Raw genomic sequence first — 19,114 nt, forward strand, 5'->3', positions numbered from 1 at the left:
CCCCAGCTCGTTCTGTTCCCGGTGCGGCGGGGGGGGGGGCCCCCCCCCGGCCCACGCTGCGGCGGTCGGTCGTCAGCCGAGCAGCTTGCTCGCCAGCGTCGCGGCGTTGTACGAGCCCCAGCCGCTGGTGAAGTCCCAGCCGGTGGCCGCGGAGTAGGCGCCGTTGCTGCCGCTGGTGATGTCGTGGAAGCCGGTGCCGCTCGCGGAGTAGAGGGCGGGGTTGGCGAAGCCGAGGCCGGCCTTGCCGGCCGCCGCGGCCTGCTGGTTGTAGAGGGCCGCGAACGCCGCCCACTCGGGGGCCGCGGCGCTGGTGCCGCCGACCGAGCTCCAGGAACCCTGCGAGTAGATCGAGACGCCGGGGCTGGGGTTGGCGTGGGCGGAGACGTCCGGCACCTGGCGGTAGCCGCCGCCGGCGCTCTTCTGCACCGCCGTCTGCCAGCTCGGGATCTTGAAGACGGAGGACTTGCCGCCACCGCCTCCGGACCAGGCCACCTCCTTGCTCCAGGTGTTCGACGAGGTCACGGTCAGCTTGGTGCCGCCGACACCGGTGACGTACGGGTCGCTGGCCGGGTAGTCGACGGAGGTGCCGCCGTCGCCCGCGTCGTCGGAGCCGTCGTCGCCGGAGGCCGCGTAGAAGCCGAGGCCCTCGGCGGCGCCCTGCTTGAAGACGGCGTCGACCGCGTTGATGCCGGAGGTGGTGCGGGCGCTCTCGGCGGCGCCCCAGCTGATCGAGGTGGTCGGGATGCCGCTGTCGACGATGGCCTGGTACGTGTCGACCTCGCCCGCGTCGGAGTTGGGGCCCTCGAACACGGTGACGTTCGCCTTGGGGGCGATCGCGTGCAGCACCTCGATGTCCAGCTCGACCTCCACCTGGCCGTCGCCGAGCGCGCCGGAGCCGCCGTCCACCTTCTGCACGGTCGGGGTGGGCGAACCCAGGCCGTAGTGGTTGTCATACGTGGTGATGTTGGACTGCTGGAAGCCGTCGAACTCCAGCAGCGCGATCTTCTGACCGCTGCCGGTGTACGTACCGGAGACGTTGTAGCCGCCCTTGAGCTGTGCCGGCGTGTACCCGCCGCCCGGGCCGTTGTGCGGGCTGACGGTGTGCGGCGTCGCCTGGTGGTGCAGCTGGACGCGGTTGTTGAGGCCCGCCACGTCGCTGACGATCGAGGCGATGGCGGCCGGCAGCGACGGCGCGCTGTCGTTGGCGTAGAAGGAACGCCCGGTCCTGGCGTCCTTCCAGGTGGACAGCCTGGTGCCGAAGGCCTTCTCCAGCTGGGCGGCGGTGCCTTCGGCGTCGACCAGCAGGTTGCCCGAGTGGACCCTGCCGACGGTCACGCCCTGGGCGCGGAGGTAGTCCTTGAGCTGCTTGATCTCGGCGTCGGTCCGGCCGAAGCGTGCGGCGAACTGACGCTTGGTCAGGTAATGGCCGTAGGAACTCGAGTGCGGGTCACTGACTTTGGCGACGAAGGTGTCGAGCGCCTTGCCGCCTCTGGGGGTCAGGCTGATCGCCACCGATATCCGCTTGCCGGCCGCGACGCTTCCGGTGCGGGCCGCGCTCTGCTTCAGGCCCGGAAGGACATCTCCGGCGACGGCGGCACGGGTCGCGTGCGGCTGCGCGGCGTTCGCGGCATAGGCGGCCGGGACGACGGCGGTGACCAGGGCGGGCGCGGCGATCAGACCGAGCAGTTTCAGACGTGACTTCACTGAAGTCCTCCGGGGAGTGGGGGAGTTGTTCCGGAAGCGGAACGACTTCACCGTAGAAAGACCGGCCCCACCCCCATAAGCGGGGGAACCCTTGCCTCACGTGTTAACAACCGGTGTCACGTCAACGGCGTGTGTCGAGAGCACCCCGGGCCTGCGAACGGCTGGGCGGGCTCACCAGCACGGCCCGCTCCGGGACATCCGCCCGGCCGTCGTCGCCGGCGTCCACGACGGCCCCGGAGGCGAGGACCGCGACCGCCATCGCGTGGGCGAGCGCGGTGCGCGAACGGACCCCGACCTTGCGGTAGACCCGCGACAGTGTCCCTTCCACCGTCTTGACGCTGATGAACAGCTTCGCGGCGACCTCCCGGTTGGTGGCCCCGCCCCCGACCAGCTCGGCGACCCTGGCCTCGGTGGGGGTGAGTCCGGGTCCGCCCGCGCCCGCCTCACCGCTGCGCTCTCCGGAGTCCAGCCGCGACAGCTCGTCCCTGGCCCGTGCCGCCAGCGGAGCGGCGCCGATCCGGGTGGCGGTCTGAAGCGCCTCGCCGAGGGCCGCCCGCGCCGCGCTCCTGCGGCGCGAACGACGCTCCACCGCGCCGAGCGCGATCAGAGTGCGCACCAGCTCGACGGGCAGGGGGAGTTGACGCAGACGGTCCACGGCGGCCCGCAGCCGCGCCGCCCCTTCCTTCGCCCGGCCGATCCCCGCCTCGCGCAGCCCCTCCGCCCGTTCCAGAGCCGCCAGTACGCTGCCGGGCGTATCAGCGGTCACCCGGGCGCAGGCCTCGCGGACGACGGCCTCGGCCTCGTCCGGCTCCCCGAGGAGCACCAGCGCTTCGGCCAGGTCGCCGTACCAGTGCAGCAGGGGCGGGTCGGCGGCACACATGGCGTCACCGAGTTCTCTCACGCGCTGCAGCGCCTCGACCGCGGACGCGGCCCCCCGTGGGTCGCCGGCGAGCAGTTCGGCCTGCCCGAGCACGGCCAGCGCGCGCAGCAGGAACAGCCGGTCGCCGTCGGCCTCCGAGGCGCGTACCGCCCGCTCTGCCAGCTGCCGGGCCTCTTCGGCGGTGCCGCCGGCGGTGGCCGCGAGCGCGGCCGCGTACAGCGCGGGGGCCGCCTGGGCCATGGCGCGTGAGCAGCGCGCCGCGGTGTGCAGTGCCTCGCGGCAGTGTCCGGCGCGCACCTGGATCCGGGTCAGTGACACCAGCGTGGCCACGACCTCCTCGACGCCGGCGAACTCTCCGATCGCGTCGAGGAGTTCGGCGACCTGCTCCCGTGCCTCGGTGACCCTGTCGGCGTCCAGGGCGAGGATCGCCCGCATCCGGATCAGCCGCCAGCTCTGCGGACCACCGTCGGTGCCGCCGGCCAGCACGAGCGCCTCCTCCAGCGCGGCGTCCGCCGCGACCGGCTCGCCGGCCAGGGACCGCACCCGGGCGTAAGTGGCGAGTGCCCCGATCCGGGTCTCCGTGTCGCCCGCCACGGCCGCCTGCCGTGCTGCGCGCCGGGCATGCGCGGCCGCCTCCTCCAACTCCCCGCAGAGCAGGCCCCGTACGGCTGCCCAGTGGTGCAGCCAGGCCTCGGCCTCCGGATCGCCGGCGGCGTCCCGGAGGCCGTCCTGGATCAGCGCGTGGGCACCCTCCAGCGCCTGCCCGGCGTTGCGCAGCAGGATCAGGCGGGCCCGCACCCGACGGCGTGCCGAGCCCGAGGCGGCGAGGACCGTCTCGGCGGCTTCCGCCGCCTCGTCCAGTTGTCCGGCGTCGCACGCGTACTCGGCCGCGGCCAGCAGCCGGTCGTCCCGGTCCGCCGACCGGTCGCCGGGGGTACGGCGGGCGGCCAGCCCGGCCAGTTCGCACGCGGTGCCGAGCGCGCCGTCGCGGCGCGCGGACTCCGCCGCGGACATCAGGGTCCGGGCGGTGTCCTCGTCCGGATGCGGGCGGGCGTGCGCCAGATGGCGGGCCTGTTCGACAGGCTCGCTGATCGCGCGGGCCAGCAGTGCGTGCGCCTGCCGGCGGTCGTGCTCCGGGGCGTCGGCATAGACGGCGGCCCGGAGCAGCGGGTGCCGGAAACGTATGGTTCCGCCGGCGTCGGTCGTCGCCACGCCGAGCCGTTCCGTCTCCGCCAGGTCCGCTGCGGGCTCGGGGAGCCCGGCGGCACGCAGCAGGGTGAGGTCGGGGCGGGCGGCGGCGCTCATGACCAGGAGCGTGCGCCGGGTCGTCTCCGGCAGCGCGCGCGCCCGGCCCAGCAGCAGGGTGCGCAGTCTTCGGGGCACGGGCAGCGTCGGTCCGAAGGCCGTGGACGCCGGCCCGCGCAGCGCGGCCGCCCGGCCCAACTCCAGTGCGTACAACGGGTTTCCGGCCGCGGTGTCCAGGACGGCCCGCAGCGTTCCCGAGGGCAGTTCGGCACCGGTGCCGGCGCGCACGAGGCGGGCCACCTCGTCGTCCGTCAGCGGCGGCACCGGGAGTTCGGTGGTGCCCGGCGGGCAGCACCGCAGTCGCTCGGGCTGTTCACCGTCCACCACCCGCTCGGCGGCGACCACCCGCACGTCCAGGGCGCCGAGGCGGCGTACGACGAAGGCCAGCACGTCGGCGGTGCACTCGTCGAGCCACTGCAGACCGTCGAGGACCAGCACGACGGGGCCGGCGGCGGTCAGATCGCGCACCACTTCGAGGAAAGCGAGTCGCACAGCGAGGCGGCCGCGGCCGTTCGCCGGTTCCGTACCACGCAGCAGGGCAGCCCTCAGTGCCGCACGGGGTTCGGGTGCGAGGGTCTCCAGGCAGCTCTCCGGCACCTGTGCGAACAGGTCGACGAGTCCGGCGAACGGGAGCCGGGCGTCGTCCTCCGCGGGCGAGCAGTGCAGCACGGTGGCGGCCGACGGGGCCTGCGCGGTCAGTGACGCCGTGAGGGCTGCCACGAGTGTGGACTTGCCGATCCCCAGGGGGCCGTGGAAGAGCACTCCGGGACGGGCCGTCAGTTCGGCCCGGGCGACGTCGAGCAGCTCGTGGCGGCCGGTCAGTGGCCGTGCTGCCACGTCAGCCGCCCACGCATGGCATCCGTGGCTTTCGTCCTCGGTCCGTCCGGCGCCGGGTTACACCCGGGGCCGAGCGCACAACCATCGGTACGGCGAGTGCGGCGGGCCCCGGGACGCATGATCATGTGTTCATGACAACTCGGGCGGATACGCCTTGTCAATGGCCGCTGGGGGCGGCACGCCGCTGTCCCGGCAGACGATCAAGGCCGCCGGCCCCGACCGTGGGACGAGACGGCGGCGGGCCCGGGTTCCCGCCCGGCCGCGTCTCGATGTGCACGCCCGCCGCGACGTCTTGACACGTGTCGGTGTCCAGGCGCGATGCGGGGGCGGGCCGGCCGGGGTCGCCGCGCAGGCTCCGGCGGCTCCCGGACCGGTCCCCGCGCGTGCGGTTCGGCCGTGTGCCGCGAAACGGCAGCCGCACTCAGCCCCGTCTCCCGGATGATCGCGGTGCGAGCCGGCGGTCCCCGGTGCAGTACGGCACGCAGCACGGCAGCCGCGCCGTCGAGCCGCTCGGGAACCGGATGCCGGCCCGGCGTCCCGATGAGCGCCGGCACCATCGGTGATCCTTCGTCCGGAGTCGGCCACACGGCGGCGCGGCAGCCCCGTACCGGGGGCCGACCGGGCCCGGGGACATGTCGACAACGTCGTGCCCCGATGCTGACAAGCACCACGGACCCGGTCAATGGACCAGCGTTACGGGCGCATGGCGGTTCTGCGAAGCGCCGGGCGCCCGTGTCCGCGATGCAAGACTCGTCCGGGAAGCCCTTGACCGGCGCGACGGACCTCTGCTGAACTCCGGTCCCATGAACCCGCGCGTGGACCTCACTCGGCGGCGCCACATCGATCTGGCGCACGCCTCCAGCGCGTTCTGTTGTAGCTGAGCCGGCACACCGTCGTACGGTGCCCTGCGGGACGGTCGGGTCCGCTCCCTGACCGTCTCCTTCTCCGGTCCTTCTCCACGATCGGATGAGCGGTCGGCCTGAGCTGCCTCCGGCGCTCTCAGCGCCTTCGTTCCGTCCCTCCCGCATGGCGACCTGACGACCACCGCGATCCCGGTGGGCCGGCCGCGCGCGTCACCCCTTCACCGCCACTTCTCACCCAGCCCCCCTGTGCTGCGCCCGCCCCCTCCAGAAGGACTTCCGCATGCCTGTGTCCATCCGCAAGCTGACCGGCCGTATCGGCGCGGTCGTCGAGGGCGCCGACCTCACCGCGCCGCCCGACCCGTCGACTGTCACGACGCTCCGTCAAGCCCTCAACGAACACAAGGCCATCGTGTTCGACCGCGTGAACCTCGACGACGCCGGTCAGGAGCGCGTGGCCGCCTGGTTCGGCGAACTCACCACCGCCCATCCGACCGTTCCGGCGGCCGACGGCACGACGAACGTGCTCGCCGTCGACAGTGAGACGTCCAAGGCCGACGAGTGGCACACGGACGTCACCTTCGTGGTGAACCCGCCGCAGGTCACCACCCTCCGGTCCGTCACGGTCCCGCCGTACGGCGGCGAGACGCTCATCGCGAACGCGGCGGCGGCCTACCGCGACCTGCCCGGACCGCTCCGCGCTCTCGCGGACTCGCTGCGCGTCGTGCACACCAACCAGTACGACTACGCCCGGCCTCCGGCCACGACGGCACTGCGCCAGGAGTACGACCGGGTCTTCGTCTCGACGCCGTACGAGGCGGAGCACCCCGTGGTGCGGGTGCATCCGCTGACCGGTGAACGAGGCCTGTTCATCGGCGGGTTCGCCCAGCGGATCGCCGGCCTGCCGAGCGGCGACTCGGCCGATCTGCTGCGCATTCTGCAGTCGTACGTGACGCGTCCGGAGAACGTCCTGCGCTGGACCTGGTCGCCCGGGCAGCTGCTGATCTTCGACAACCGGATCACCCAGCACTACGGGGTGGACAACTACGACGACCACCCGCGTCGCCTCCACCGGGTGACGGTGGCGGGAGACGTGCCGGTCGGGGTCGACGGCCGCCGCAGTGAGCAGCTCGTCGGCGACGCCTCGCACTTCACCGGCGTCCTGGAGGCCGTCGCATGACCGGGATCCGCATCGCGGCGTCGGCCGTCACCACGACCGCCGAGGCCGAGCCGGCGAGCGCGCGGGAACGCGAGGTCTTCCTGCCCCGCGGCGCCCGCCGCCGGACGCCGTTCAGCACGCTCCGCGAGCGCCTGCGCTGGCCGCTCGGGATCTACACGACCCCGGTGGTGGTCCTGCTTGCCTGGGAGGTTCTCGCCAGGGCCGGTGTGCTGGCGAAGACGTACGCTCCGGCGCCGACCTCCATCGTGAAGTCCGCCGCCGACCTGTGGCAACAAGGTGTCCTCGGCCCGGACGTGGCCGTCTCGCTGCAACGGGCCGGCATCGGGCTCCTGCTGGGCCTGACCGTGGGCATCGTGACGGGGGTGCTCGGGGGGCTGCTGCGCAGCGGTGAGTACCTGTTCAACGGCGTGGTGCAGGTCTTCAACACCATCCCGCTGCTGGCGGTGCTGCCACTGATGATCGTGTGGTTCGGCATCGACGAGCTCACGAAGGTGCTGCTGATCTCGTTCGGTGCCGGCGTCCCGATGTATCTCAACCTGTTCGCCGCGATCAGGGGCGTCGACCAGCGCCTGATCGAGATGGCGCGGACGACCGGCGCGGGCACGTGGCGCGTCGTGACGCGGGTGCTGGTGCCCGGGGCCCTGCCGGGCTTCCTGGTCGGACTCCGGTTCTCCCTCGCCTACAGCGTTCTGGGCCTCGTCGCCGCCGAGACGGTCAACGCCGACAAGGGCCTCGGCTTCCTCATCACTCAAGGGCAGACCTATCTGCAGACCAACCAGGTCTTCGTGGGGCTGGTGATCTACTCGGTCCTCGGTCTGCTCGCCGACCAGTTCGTCCGGGTACTCGAGCGGGTGCTGCTGCGGTGGCGGCCCAGTTATGAGGCGTCATGAGCAGCGCAGTCGCGACCGAGCCGGGTCGGCGGACCGGGGTCGTCGCCGAGCAGGTCGTCCGCCGGTTCGGAGACCGGGTGGTGCTCGACCACCTGGACCTCACCATCGCGGAGGAGGAACTGGTGATCCTGCTGGGTCCCTCCGGCTGCGGCAAGAGCACCCTCCTGAGACTGCTCGCCGGCCTGGACCGGCCCGACGGCGGGCGGGTGGAGGTCCCGGCGAAGCGGGCGATCGTCTTCCAGGCCGACCGGCTGCTGCCCTGGCAGCGGGTACTGCGCAACATCACGCTCGGCCTGTACGGGCCCGATGCGGAGCAGCGAGCCCGCGACGTGCTCGCCGAGGTCGGACTCGCGGGTCGCGAGAGGGCATGGCCCAAGGAGCTGTCCGGCGGCGAGGCCCAGCGGGTGTCACTCGCCCGGGCACTGGTCTCCGAACCCGAACTCGTGCTGCTCGACGAGCCGTTCGCGGCCCTCGACGCCATCACCCGGCTGCGCATGCACGACCTCGTACGCGCGCTGCGCAGCAAGCACCACGCGGCCATGCTGCTGGTCACCCACGACGTCGACGAGGCGATCGCCCTGGCGGACCGCATCGTCGTGATGCGCGACGGGCGCATCGGCGCCGCACATCTCGTCCACCTCTCGGCAGCGGACCGCGAAGCGAGCGTCGCCCGTGAGGAGCTGCGTTCCGCGCTCCTGAACGACCTCGGTCTCGCCGGTCACCACTGACGTCCTCCACCACCGCACATCAAGCCGGAGAAAAAAACCATGCACGGAAGAACCATGCCTCTCGTCGGCGCCGTCGGCCTGTTCGCCCTCACTGGCACCCTCGCCGCCTGCGGCGCGTCGTCCCAGGCGGCGCCGCTGAGCAAGTCGAGCGGCAGCGCGTCCGCGCACCCCGAGTGGAGCAAATACACCTTCACCATCGGCGACAACGGCGGTGACGGCAGCCAGGCACTGGCGAAGATCACCGGGGCGTTCGACGACGCGCCGTACAAAGTGAGGTTCGCCCGGTTCACCTACGGGCCGCCGCTGGTGCAGGCCGCCGCGTCGGGCGACATCGACCTGGGTGCCGTCGGCGACGTACCGCCGATCACCGGCGCCGCGAAGGAGTACGGCTTCAAGATCGTGGCCGTCAACCGCTCGCTCACACCCACCCAGTCGAACGAGAACATCATCGTCCCGAAGGGGTCGGGCCTGAAGACACTCGCCGACCTCAAGGGCAAGAAGATCGCCGTACCGCAGGGCAGTTCGGCCCACGGCCTGATCCTCAACGCGCTGCGCAGCGTCGGCCTCGGCCCCAAAGACGTCCACCTGGTCTTCCTCGACCCGGCGGCCGGCGCCACGGCGTTCAACACCGGCAAGGTGGACGCCTGGTCGATCTGGAACCCTCAGTCGGCGATCGCGGTCAGGAACGGGGCACGGATCCTGGCCAAGGGCCTCCCTCCGATCGACCAGACGAGCAGCTACTACATCGCCAGTGAGAAGTCGCTCGGCGACAAGACCAAGAGGGCAGCCCTGACGGACGTACTGCAGCGACTGGCACGCGAGTTCGCCTACGCGGTCCGGCACGAGGACAAGTACGTGCAGGCCCTCTCCGAGGAGGAGGGCATCCCGCCGGCCGACGCCAAAGCGTCCCTCAAGGCCTTCGAGACCCGGGTGACCCCGATCGGGAAGCCGGACATCGCGGCGGAGCAGAAGCTCGCCGACGCGTTCCTTCAGGCGGGCCAGATCACCAAGAAGGTCGACGTCCCGTCGATCACCGACAACCTCCTCCCGTCCGGCTACGACAGCTCGAAGCTGACGCTCGGCTGAGTTCCGCCGTTCACCTCGACACGCAAAGGAGACAGACCATGAGCACCGGACGGCGGCGACTCCACCTCAACGCCTTCCTCATGGAAGCGGGGCACCACGAAGCGGCGTGGCGGCTCCCCGACAGCAACCCGCGGGCCGACTTCGACCTGCGGCACTGGATCGAGCTGGCCCGGCTCGCCGAGAGCGCCAAGTTCGACTCGCTGTTCCTCGCGGACGGACCGGCCCTCACCGGAACCGGTGAGTTCCGGCCACCGGGCCAGCTCGAACCGCTGACGCTGCTGACCGCGCTGTCCCAGGCGACCAGCAGGATCGGCCTCATCGCGACCGTGTCCTCGACGTACAACGAGCCGTACGACCTCGCTCGTCGACTCGCGTCCGTCGACCACGTCAGCGCAGGCCGCGCCGGATGGAACATCGTCACCTCCGCAGGGGCCGACGAGGCGGCCAACTTCGGCCTCGACGACCGTCCCGGCCACGCCGAACGCTACGCCAGGGCCGACGAGTTCCTCCGGGTCGCCAAGGCACTGTGGGACAGCTGGGAGTCCGAGGCCGTCGTCGCCGACAAGACCACCGGGCGCTACGCCGATCCCGCCCGGCTGCATGGACTGGGCCACCGTGGCCGGTACTTCAAGGTGGCCGGTCCGCTCAACGTCCAACGTCCTCCGCAGGGCCACCCGCTGCTCGTCCAGGCCGGTTCCTCCGAGGACGGCAAGGACTTCGCGGCCCGGCACGCCGAGGCGATCTTCACCGCGCACACGACGTACGAGCGAGCCGCCGCCTTCTACGCCGACATCAAGGCACGGACCCGGGCCGCGGGGCGTGACCCGGACGGCGTGATCGTCCTGCCGGGAATCGTCCCGTACATCGGGTCGACCGAGGCCGAAGCGCGTGCGCTGGCCGACCGGTTCGACCGCCTGCGCATCCCGGAGTACGGACTGCGTCAGCTGGCCGCGGTCTTCGAGACCGAGCCGTCGGTCTTCCAACTCGACGAGCCGCTACCGGACTTCATTCTAGCGCGGCCGAAGCTGGAGGGGTCGCAGAGCCGTTCCGACCTGATCATCGAGCTCGCGGTGCGCGAGAAGCTCACGGTGCGGCAGATCATCTCCCGACTCGGGGGCGGACGCGGGCACTTCGAGTTCGTCGGCACACCCGAGCAGGTCGCGGACACGCTCATCACCTGGTTCGAGGGCAGCGCCGCGGACGGGTTCAACATCATGGCGCCCGCCCTGCCGTCGGGCCTGGTGGCGTTCATCGAGCAGGTGCTCCCGATCCTGCGTGGCAAGGGGCTGTTCCGAGAGGAGTACGAGGGCACCACCCTGCGCGAGCACTACGGTCTCCCGCTACCGGCGAACCAGTTTCACGCCTGATCCATCCGAATCGCCTCGTATTCCGCTCCGTGCGCTAGGGCAACATGTCGACCTCGTGGCGGCGCCGGGCAAAACCTGGTGCCGCGGCCGGGACGCCTCCGTCCCCGAAGGTGACCGCGCCTCGGCATCCGAACTCTCCGCCGGAGGTGCTACGCAAGACCCGGCCGGGCGGGGGAAGCACGGCTGCCGGCCGTCGTCACCTCGGCCACGGGCCGGGCGACCTGGCGGCGGACCGGCGGGCCGGGCACCGGCGGCCGGGCGGGGCCCGTCGCGGACGCGCGGCCGACGACGTCTCGCCCGGCGCAGCGCCGCCGGAGGCATCGCCGCCCCCGCGTCACCGTCGGCGCCCCTCCGCCCCAGCCGGCCGGCGCCGAGCCGTCGACGGCATGCGAGGTGCGGTCCGGGGGCCGAGCGCCTCAGGATCCGGCGCGCTCGCGGGGGATCTTCTGACCCGCCTCGATCGCCACGGGCAGCCGGTTCTCGGCCGGCGGCAGTGGGCAGGTGGCCAGGTCCGTGTAGGCGCACGGCAGGTTCGCGGCGCGGTTGAAGTCCAGGAGGACCGTGCCGTCGGCGGCGGGTGGCTCGACCGCCAGGACCCGGTTGGCGGCGTAGGTGGTGACCCCGGAGGTGGCGTCGGTGAACAGCACCATCAGCCGGCCCGTACCAGGTCCGGGGAACGCGGTCAGGGACAGTCGGCGCCCGTGCAGCTCGAACTCGATCCTGCCCGGAGCGTCGTACACATGCTCAAGGCCCTCGACGGCCGCGCCCACGGTGGTCGGCCGCGGCTCGTCGAACGGGACGTACCGGCCCGTCACGGCCCAGCGCGGGTCGGGGGCGTAGGCGGGTGTTCCGGTGAAGGCCGTGCGCAGCGGCGCGTCCGGGTGCCGAGGGCGCACGATGTCGTAGCCGCCCCGCTTGGCGACCTCGATGACGGCGTCTCCCCAGAGGGCGTCGACGCTGCCGCGCTCGGGAAGCACGCCGAAGTGGTGTTCGCCGCGCACCGGCGTTCCGTCGACGGTCAGTTCCTCACCGTCGTCGAGGTGGACGACCACCCCGTCGGGGCCGGTGTGCCACGCACCGGGCGCGTCGGGGAAACGCTGCGGCCGGTCGTCGAGCCAGTGCAGGCCGGTGATGGCCAGGAAGCCGTGCGGGTCGGCGAGCCTGGCCTCCTGGGCGCGGTGCCAGTCCAGCCAGTTCTCGGTGAAGGCCTGGAGGTCTGTCGTGGTGGCGTCAGTGGTCATGCGTTCTCCTTGGTCACGTGAGACTCGGCCTCGCACGGTGGTGCGTCGGCGTTCCGCGTCTCCCGTTCGCCGGCTCACCGCTCACCCGCAGCGCCTGCGGCCCCATCGCGGAGACCAGCACGGGTACGCCGTTCTCGGCGCCCGGAACACGCCCGACGATCGCGGCGAGCTGGGGCGAGTCCGCGCCGAATGCCGGGCCGAACCAGGCCGACCGCAGACCGGCGGCCGCGGCCTCCTGGGCCAGCTGCACGGTGGCGTCGACGTGGTTCCGCGCGGCGGACGCGTCGAGTACCACTCCCACGGTCATGCCGGTCAGAACGGTCGTCGGCCGGATGCGCATTCCGGTCCGCGTGTGACAGCTTCTTGTCAGTCATGTGTACAGGAGCCGGCATGCGCGGCCGGGGCGGGGTTTCCCCACGCCCCCGCCGTTCGTCAGCCGCGCCGCTAGCCGCACGTCAGCGTCGGCACGCCCCAGTCGCCGTGGTCGTTGCCGTTGCCGTCACCGGCGTCACCGACCTTGAGGTCGACCACCTGGGCGCCGCTGACGTCGACGTCGACCGGCACCGCGGCCTGTTTGCCGCGGAGCACCGGCGTGGTCACCAAGGTCCTGCCGTCGGCGATCACGGAGAACGTCACCGTTCCCGCGCCACCGGTCTCGTCGTCGACACCGACGGCCGCCGTCAACCGCGAGCACCTGCCGGCGAGGTAGAGCTCGACGTCGCTGACCGAGTTGGTGCCCAGACCCTTGGCGTAACCGACACCGGCGATGCTGATCGGACGGCCGTCCCCGGCCGCCTGCTCGCCGACGCTGCTGTTCCGCTCCACCGGACCCCACCCGTTGGTGGACGACAGGAACGGCAGGTCGCTCACGGCGGTCTTCCCAGCCGGCGGAGCCGGGGGGATCCCCACGACGACGCGCTCGTCACCGCCGGCGGCCTGCCGTCCGTTCTGCAGGTAGTGCACGGTGGCGGTGAGTGCCGAGGCGGACGGCAGCTTCCCGTCCGGCGGCTGGACCTTCCACGTGAAGGTGGCCGTTTCGCCGGGTTGCACGCGCTCGACCGACGTGGGGCTCGTGGCACTCACGCTCCAGCCGTCGGGAGCGGCGAGCGAGGCCGTCAGCCGGGAAGCGGACGGGCGGTCCTCCGGCACCCGCACCGCCGCCTCGGTCGTGAAGGCCTGGCCCGACTGCGCGGTGTTCGGCACGTCCAGGGTGACGTCCGCTCCGGGACGCTGCGGCATCGCGTACTTGCGGTGGTCGTAGCGGGGGCTGTCGTTCTGCGCGACGCGCAGGGACGAGGCATGGCTGCCGTAGTCCGTGAGCGAGACCCGGCCCAGCCCGCCGGTGCTGCCGTCCAGGTTCCACACGGCGATGGCAATGCTGTTCCGGCCGTTCGGATTCAGGATCCCGTCGGGAACCGGGAAGGTGCTCTGCGGACCGAGGTAGTTGACGTAGTTGCCGACCTGCCAGCCGTTCACGAAGAGCGTGGCACGGTACTTGCGCGACGGGTCGTCGGTGAAGGTCAGCCCCAGCGAGGTGTCCTGACCGCGCGGCAGGTCCAGGTTCACGTCGGTGCGGTACCAGGAGACGCCGGGACGCGTGTCGGTCGTCGGCAGGGACACCTGCTTCCAGTCGCCGTCCGGGTATCCCGGCAGAGACCAGCCGGCGCGCTCGCCGTACAGACCGCCGGTCGAGAGCGGGCCGCGCACCGGGTCCTGCAGGCCCTCGCCGCCCCGTACGCCCTGCAGCCGCCAGGTGACGGAGGTCAGCGGCGCCCCGACGAGGGAGGCGCTGGTCAGGCCGCGCGGGGTCTTGTTGCCGTTACTGGAGTCGTAGTCCTCCTCGTGCCCCATGTTCACGGTGAGCACGGAGATGACGTTGTCCCCCTTCGGCTTCACCGATCCGTCCGGGAAGGTGAAGTCGGCGCTGCCGGTGGTGGAACTGCCCAGGAAGTGGCCGTTGAGCCAGGCGGAGAACGCCTGCGCCTTGCCGCCGGAGTCCGAGACGAGGTGGATGCCGGTCTCCTTGCCGGTGGCGCGGAAGCGGCCGCGGTACCAGGTGTTGCCGGTGTGGAAACCGTAGTCGTCCGCGTAGAGCACCGGCAGCGAGTTGACGCCGGAGACGCTGTTGGTGGTGGTCTTGTCGGCCACCTGCCAGCCGGAGTCGTCGAAGGCGGGGGCCGCTTCGGGGGACTCCTCGGCGTGCTTCCAGTTCGTCAGCGTCGGCAGGTGTACCGGGGCAGCCACCGGGATCCGACCGGTGAGGCTCCCCGTGCCGGTGGCCCGGGTGGCCAACGTCCTGCCGTTCCAGGTGACATGGTCGGCGGAGGTGAACACCTCGATGTTCGGGTCGTCGGCGTTGTCGCCGGTGAGCGCCACGGTGTGGCCGCCGTCCAGGCCGGCCGCCGTGCGCAGCAGGTGGGTGCCGCGCACGAGCACCGGGCCGGTCGCCGTGTCCTGACGCCAGAACGTCTCCGCCGTGGCCTTGTCGCCGACGAGCAGTTGCAGCGGACGCTTTCCGCCGCCGCTGACGCCGATGCGGACCAGACCCTTGTGCGTGTAGTTCAGCCGCAGGTCACCGGTGGCCTCGTCCCAGGTGGTCGTGACCGTGCCGCCGCTGCTGGTCACGGTGGGCCTGGAGGAGTAGCGCAGCACGGTCTCGCCGTCGCTGCCCGGGTCGCCGTAGAGCACGGCGACGTCCCGGTCGCCGATGGCCGCGTGGGTCATGATCTCCGACGTCGAGTACTGCAACTGGGAGCCCCCGAGCCGGTAGTCGGCCACGACGACGTGCGAGTCGCGTCCGTCGAGGGTGATCGCGGTCCCCGGCTGCTGCGGTACGACCGGGTAGGTCGGCGTCGCGGTGGCGGCCGTCGGTACGTCGATGGCGTCGATGGACACGTAGTTGTCCGTGGACCCCGAGCCGTGGGTCCCGTTGACGACGATCTTCAGCGTGTGCGCCCCGGGTGCCAGGCCGGACTTCTGGAAGATCACCGCCTGGTCCTCGCCGCCGGAGTCGTCGGCGGTCGCCACCTTGGCGCCGTCGAGGTAGACGTCGGCGTTCCCGTGGTTGTTCGTCTTCGAGCCGATCCAGCGGATCGCGGTGCCGTCGAAGGGGACGGTGACCGAGTCACCGGCCTTGTCGGAGAACGACTCGGTGTGCTTGTAGTCGCCGCCGGTGTAGCTCTGGTCGGCCACGTGCGACCACGAACCGGTGTACTGCACCGCGGAGTCGGCGTCGTCCCAGGTGTAGGTGGTGTCGGCGGACGGCTGGGCGTTGAAGTCCAGCGAGATGTGGGTCCTGTCGACCGCCGTGGACGTGGAGTTCCCGTGCCGCAGGACGTGGAACTGCGTCTTGGTGTCGGGGTTCATCCGGGCGGTGTCGACGACCGCGGAGTCGTCCGGTGGTGTCGCCCTGATCGCCTCGGTCTTGGTCAGGGGGGCGACCGACTGCGTGAAGTACCCGATCAGCTTGTCCTCGTAGTACTTCGGATCGAGCTGGCGGTTCTCGCGGATCGCGGCCCCGTAGTCGTACGACGTGTAGTTCTCCGGCATGCCCAGCCAGCCCCAGTTGGTGCCGCCGTAGGTCATGTAGAAGCTCTGCGCGGTGGCGCCGACGGCTATGTTCTGCTTGTAGAAGACGTTGGCGAACCGGTCGTTGATGAGCTGGGCGCACTTGTCGTAGCCCGGCCCGCCCCAGGGGTCGAAGGCGCCGCCCTGGAACTCCGGTGAGTACAGCGGCCTGCCGTCCGGGTGGTCGTAGCCGATGTCGGGAACGCCGTTCCACTTCGAGGGGTTCGAGCAGTTGAAGCCCTGCGGGTAGGAGTCCGGACCGTCGACGTCCAGGGCGCCGGTACCGGAGTTGAAGGTGCCGTTGTTGTTGCCGGTCAGCGGTACGGTGATGCCGTCGGCGCGGGCCTTGTCCTCCAGGTGCTTCATGTAGGAGCGGCCGGCGGCAGAGCCGTTGTAGTACTCGTTCTCCACCTGGTAGGCGATGACCGACCCGGTGCCGTTGGTCAGCTGGTGACGGGCGATGATCCGGTCGATCCGCGTGAGCCACTCGTCCGCGTACTTCAGGAACTGCGGGTCGTCACTGCGGTTGTGCCCGGCCTTGGTGGTCAGCCAGCCCGGCAGGCCGCCGCTGTCGACCTCCGCGTTGATGTACGGCGCCGGGCGCGCGATCACGTAGAGTCCCGCCTCCTGGGCCATGTCGAGCAGCTTGTCGACGTCACGCACCCCGCTGAAGTCGTACACACCCGGCTTCGGCGAGTGGTAACCCCAGTCGAAGTACAGCGAGGTGGAGTTGAACCCGGCGGCCTTCATCTTCTGGAAGATGTCGCGCCACAGGTCCGGACTCGGGAGCCGGAAGTAGTGGAACTCGCCGGACCACAGGTAGGTGCGCCTGCCGTCGACGAGGAACGAGTAGCCGTCGAGACTCACCGTGTGCGCCCCCGTGCCGGCGGACGCGGCGGCGGGTGCCCGCCCGCCGACGTCCCGCGCCGCGGCGGGCGCGGTCATGCCCGCGGCCAGGGCGACGGTCGCGGCCGTGGCGAGGACGGCCCTCCACCACGGGCGGCGTCCGGGTCTCGCACGTTCTGAACCGATCCGATCACTCCGCACTGCGGCCTCCATACCGACTGAGCAATCAGCATCAAACAGACTCAGGCAAAGTCGAACAGTATGGGGGCACACGGCACAACACAATGGGGCGGGAGCACACGAAAGGGCGCGATGCGCAGAGGGGCGACATGACTGACTGGCGGTCCCGGTCGGCCGCTGTGGCCGACCGGGACCTCGGGGTCAGGCGAGGTCGAACCGGTCGAGGTTCATCACCTTGTTCCACGCTGCCACGAAGTCACGTACGAACTTCTCTGCGGCGTCCTGGGCCGCGTAGACCTCCGAGACGGCTCGGAGCTGGGAGTGCGCACCGAAGATCAGGTCGACGGCGGTGGCGGTCCACTTGAGCTCGCCGGTGGCGCGATCCCGGCCTTCGTACACGTTCTCGTCCGTGGCCGACGCCTTCCACTCCGTGCCCATGTCGAGCAGGTTGACGAAGAAGTCGTTGGTCAGGACTTCCGGCCGGTGGGTGAGGACACCGTGGGGAGTCCCCCCGAAGCCGGTGTTCAGCGCCCGCATGCCGCCGATCAGCACCGTCATCTCGGGAGCGGTCAGCGTCAGCAGGTTCGCGCGGTCCAGCATGAGGGTCTCCGGCGACAGCTTCTCGCCCGCCGGAAGGTAGTTGCGGAAGGCGTCCGCCTTGGGCTCCAGCACGGCGAACGACTCCGTGTCGGTCTGCTCCTGCGAGGCGTCCGTACGCCCCGGTGCGAATGGAACCGTGATGTCGTGCCCGGCGTTCCTCGCGGCCTGCTCGACGGCCGCGCACCCGCCGAGGACGATCAGGTCGGCGAGGGAGACCCGTGTCCCGCCGGTCTGGGAGAGGTTGAAGTCCTGCTGGATCCGCTCGAGCGTGCGCAGTACCTCGGTCACCTCGGGGAGGTCGTTGAGCTCCCAGTCCTTCTGCGGCGCGAGCCGGATGCGTGCTCCGTTCGCCCCGCCGCGCTTGTCGGTGCCGCGGAAGCTCGCCGCCGACGCCCAGGCGGTGGTGACCAACTGGGGGATGGAGAGGCCCGAGGCGAGGATCCTGCCCTTGAGGGCGGCGATGTCCTCGTCGCCGACCAGTTCGTGATCGACGTCGGGGACGGGGTCCTGCCACAGCTGCGGTTCGGGGATCCACGGGCCGAGGTAACGCGAGACGGGTCCCATGTCGCGGTGCAGCAGTTTGTACCACGCCTTGGCGAACGCCACCGCGAGTTCGTCCGGGTTCTCGTGGAACCTCTTCGTGATCGGGCCGTAGACCGGGTCCACCTTCAGCGCGAGGTCCGTCGTCAGCATCATGGGTGCGTGCCGCTTCGACGGATCATGGGCGTCGGGTACGGCGGTCCTGGCCGCGGGATCCTTGGGGGTCCACTGGTGGGCACCGGCGGGGCTGCTCGTCAGCTCCCACTCGTACCCGTAGAGATTGTCCAGGTAGCCGTTGTCCCACTTGGTCGGCTCGGTGGTCCACGCACCCTCCAGACCACTGGTGAGCGCGTGCGGGCCGGTGCCGCTGCCGTATGTGTTCCGCCAGCCGAGGCCCTGCTGCTCGATGGCGGCGGCCTCGGGTTCCGGGCCGATATAACTGGCGTCGACCGCGCCGTGACACTTGCCGAAGGTGTGGCCGCCGACGATGAGTGCGACCGTCTCCTCGTCATTCATCGCCATGCGCCCGAACGTCTCCCGAATGTCCCGGGCGGCCTCCATCGGGTCCGGGTTTCCGTTGGGCCCTTCCGGATTGACGTAGATCAGTCCCATCTGTACGGCGGCGAAAGGACCGGTGAGTTCCCTGTCGCCGCTGTAGCGCTCATCTCCGAGCCAGGTGTCCTCGGGCCCCCAGAAGATCTCCTCGGGTTCCCAGATGTCCTCCCGCCCGAATCCGAACCCGAACGTCTTGAACCCCATGGATTCCATGGCACAGTTTCCGGCGAAGACCAGAAGGTCGGCCCAGGAGATTTTCCGGCCGTACTTCTGCTTGACCGGCCAGAGCAGACGGCGCGCCTTGTCCAGGCTCGCGTTGTCCGGCCAGCTGTTGAGGGGGGCGAAGCGCTGTGCGCCGCTGCCGCCACCGCCGCGGCCGTCCGCGATGCGGTACGTTCCCGCGGCATGCCAGCTCATCCGGATGAAGAGCGGCCCGTAGTGACCGTAGTCGGCAGGCCACCAGTCCTGGGATGTCGTCATCACCTCGAAGACGTCACGCTTCAGCGCGTCGACGTCGAGGGTCGCGAATTCTTCCGCGTAGTCGAAGTCCTCGTCCATCGGATTGGACCGCGACGAGTGCTGGTGGAGAACCTGAAGATCCAGCTGATTCGGCCACCAGTCCCGGTTCGTCCTGGGCCGCCGAGTCGGTGTGGGCGTCGGTGAAGGGATTGCCGGATTCTCGCTTTCACTGCCGGACATGCCCGTCCTTCTTTCCTGTCTCGGTGTTCCTTCCGCCGGCCGCCGCTCT

10 protein-coding genes and 1 pseudogene are annotated in these 19,114 nt (G+C 71.0%); 5 read left to right on the forward strand and 6 right to left on the reverse strand.

The annotated features are described in order from the left end of the window. Positions 1–72: 72 nt before the first annotated feature. A complete protein-coding gene (locus AB0D93_RS31405) occupies positions 73–1,704 on the reverse strand; it encodes a S53 family peptidase (protein WP_362126611.1) in 1,632 nt (543 codons plus the stop codon). Between the two features lie 121 nt (positions 1,705–1,825). Continuing rightward, positions 1,826–4,726 (reverse strand): AAA family ATPase, encoded by a 2,901-nt coding sequence (locus AB0D93_RS31410; RefSeq protein ID WP_362126614.1) that lies wholly within the window; start codon positions 4,724–4,726, stop codon positions 1,826–1,828. Positions 4,727–5,869: 1,143 nt separating this feature from the next. On the opposite strand from AB0D93_RS31410, the gene AB0D93_RS31415 reads away from it, so the two are divergent. The 5 genes from AB0D93_RS31415 to AB0D93_RS31435 are packed head-to-tail and all read left to right on the forward strand — an operon-like array spanning position 5,870 to position 10,837. Beyond that, on the forward strand, positions 5,870–6,766 hold the full coding sequence (locus tag AB0D93_RS31415; RefSeq protein ID WP_362126617.1) for a TauD/TfdA family dioxygenase: 897 nt from the start codon (positions 5,870–5,872) through the stop codon (positions 6,764–6,766). Beyond that, positions 6,763–7,656, forward strand: coding sequence for an ABC transporter permease (locus AB0D93_RS31420; RefSeq protein ID WP_362126620.1), 894 nt, complete (start codon positions 6,763–6,765; stop codon positions 7,654–7,656). The genes AB0D93_RS31415 and AB0D93_RS31420 overlap by 4 nt, the downstream gene beginning before the upstream one ends. Further along, entirely contained in the window at positions 7,653–8,384 is a 732-nt protein-coding gene (locus AB0D93_RS31425) for an ABC transporter ATP-binding protein (RefSeq protein WP_362126623.1), read from the forward strand. Before AB0D93_RS31420 ends, AB0D93_RS31425 begins: the two co-directional genes overlap by 4 nt. A gap of 54 nt (positions 8,385–8,438) precedes the next feature. Next, positions 8,439–9,470: an aliphatic sulfonate ABC transporter substrate-binding protein gene (locus AB0D93_RS31430; RefSeq protein ID WP_362126625.1), complete on the forward strand. Its 1,032-nt coding sequence runs from the start codon at positions 8,439–8,441 to the stop codon at positions 9,468–9,470. A gap of 38 nt (positions 9,471–9,508) precedes the next feature. After that, entirely contained in the window at positions 9,509–10,837 is a 1,329-nt protein-coding gene (locus AB0D93_RS31435) for an LLM class flavin-dependent oxidoreductase (RefSeq protein WP_362126628.1), read from the forward strand. Positions 10,838–11,253: 416 nt separating this feature from the next. Here the strand turns inward: AB0D93_RS31435 and AB0D93_RS31440 are convergent, their stop codons facing one another. The 4 genes and pseudogenes from AB0D93_RS31440 to katG form a co-directional block, all read right to left on the reverse strand. Beyond that, complete coding sequence (locus tag AB0D93_RS31440; protein ID WP_362126631.1) at positions 11,254–12,078, reverse strand: DUF1684 domain-containing protein; 825 nt, start codon at positions 12,076–12,078, stop codon at positions 11,254–11,256. A gap of 139 nt (positions 12,079–12,217) precedes the next feature. After that, positions 12,218–12,385, reverse strand: a pseudogene (locus tag AB0D93_RS31445) (LLM class F420-dependent oxidoreductase); the annotation flags it as partial. Between the two features lie 137 nt (positions 12,386–12,522). Next, entirely contained in the window at positions 12,523–16,692 is a 4,170-nt protein-coding gene (locus AB0D93_RS31450) for a beta-galactosidase (RefSeq protein WP_362126634.1), read from the reverse strand. A 180-nt stretch (positions 16,693–16,872) separates the two neighbouring features. Then, positions 16,873–19,065 carry a catalase/peroxidase HPI gene (gene katG, locus AB0D93_RS31455; protein ID WP_362126637.1) on the reverse strand — a complete coding sequence of 731 codons (2,193 nt, stop codon included), beginning with the start codon at positions 19,063–19,065 and terminating at the stop codon, positions 16,873–16,875. Between the last annotated feature and the right edge of the window lie 49 nt (positions 19,066–19,114).

Origin of the sequence: Streptomyces sp. NPDC048191, from assembly GCF_040652655.1 — a bacterium.
Taxonomy (GTDB): Bacteria; Actinomycetota; Actinomycetes; order Streptomycetales; family Streptomycetaceae; genus Streptomyces.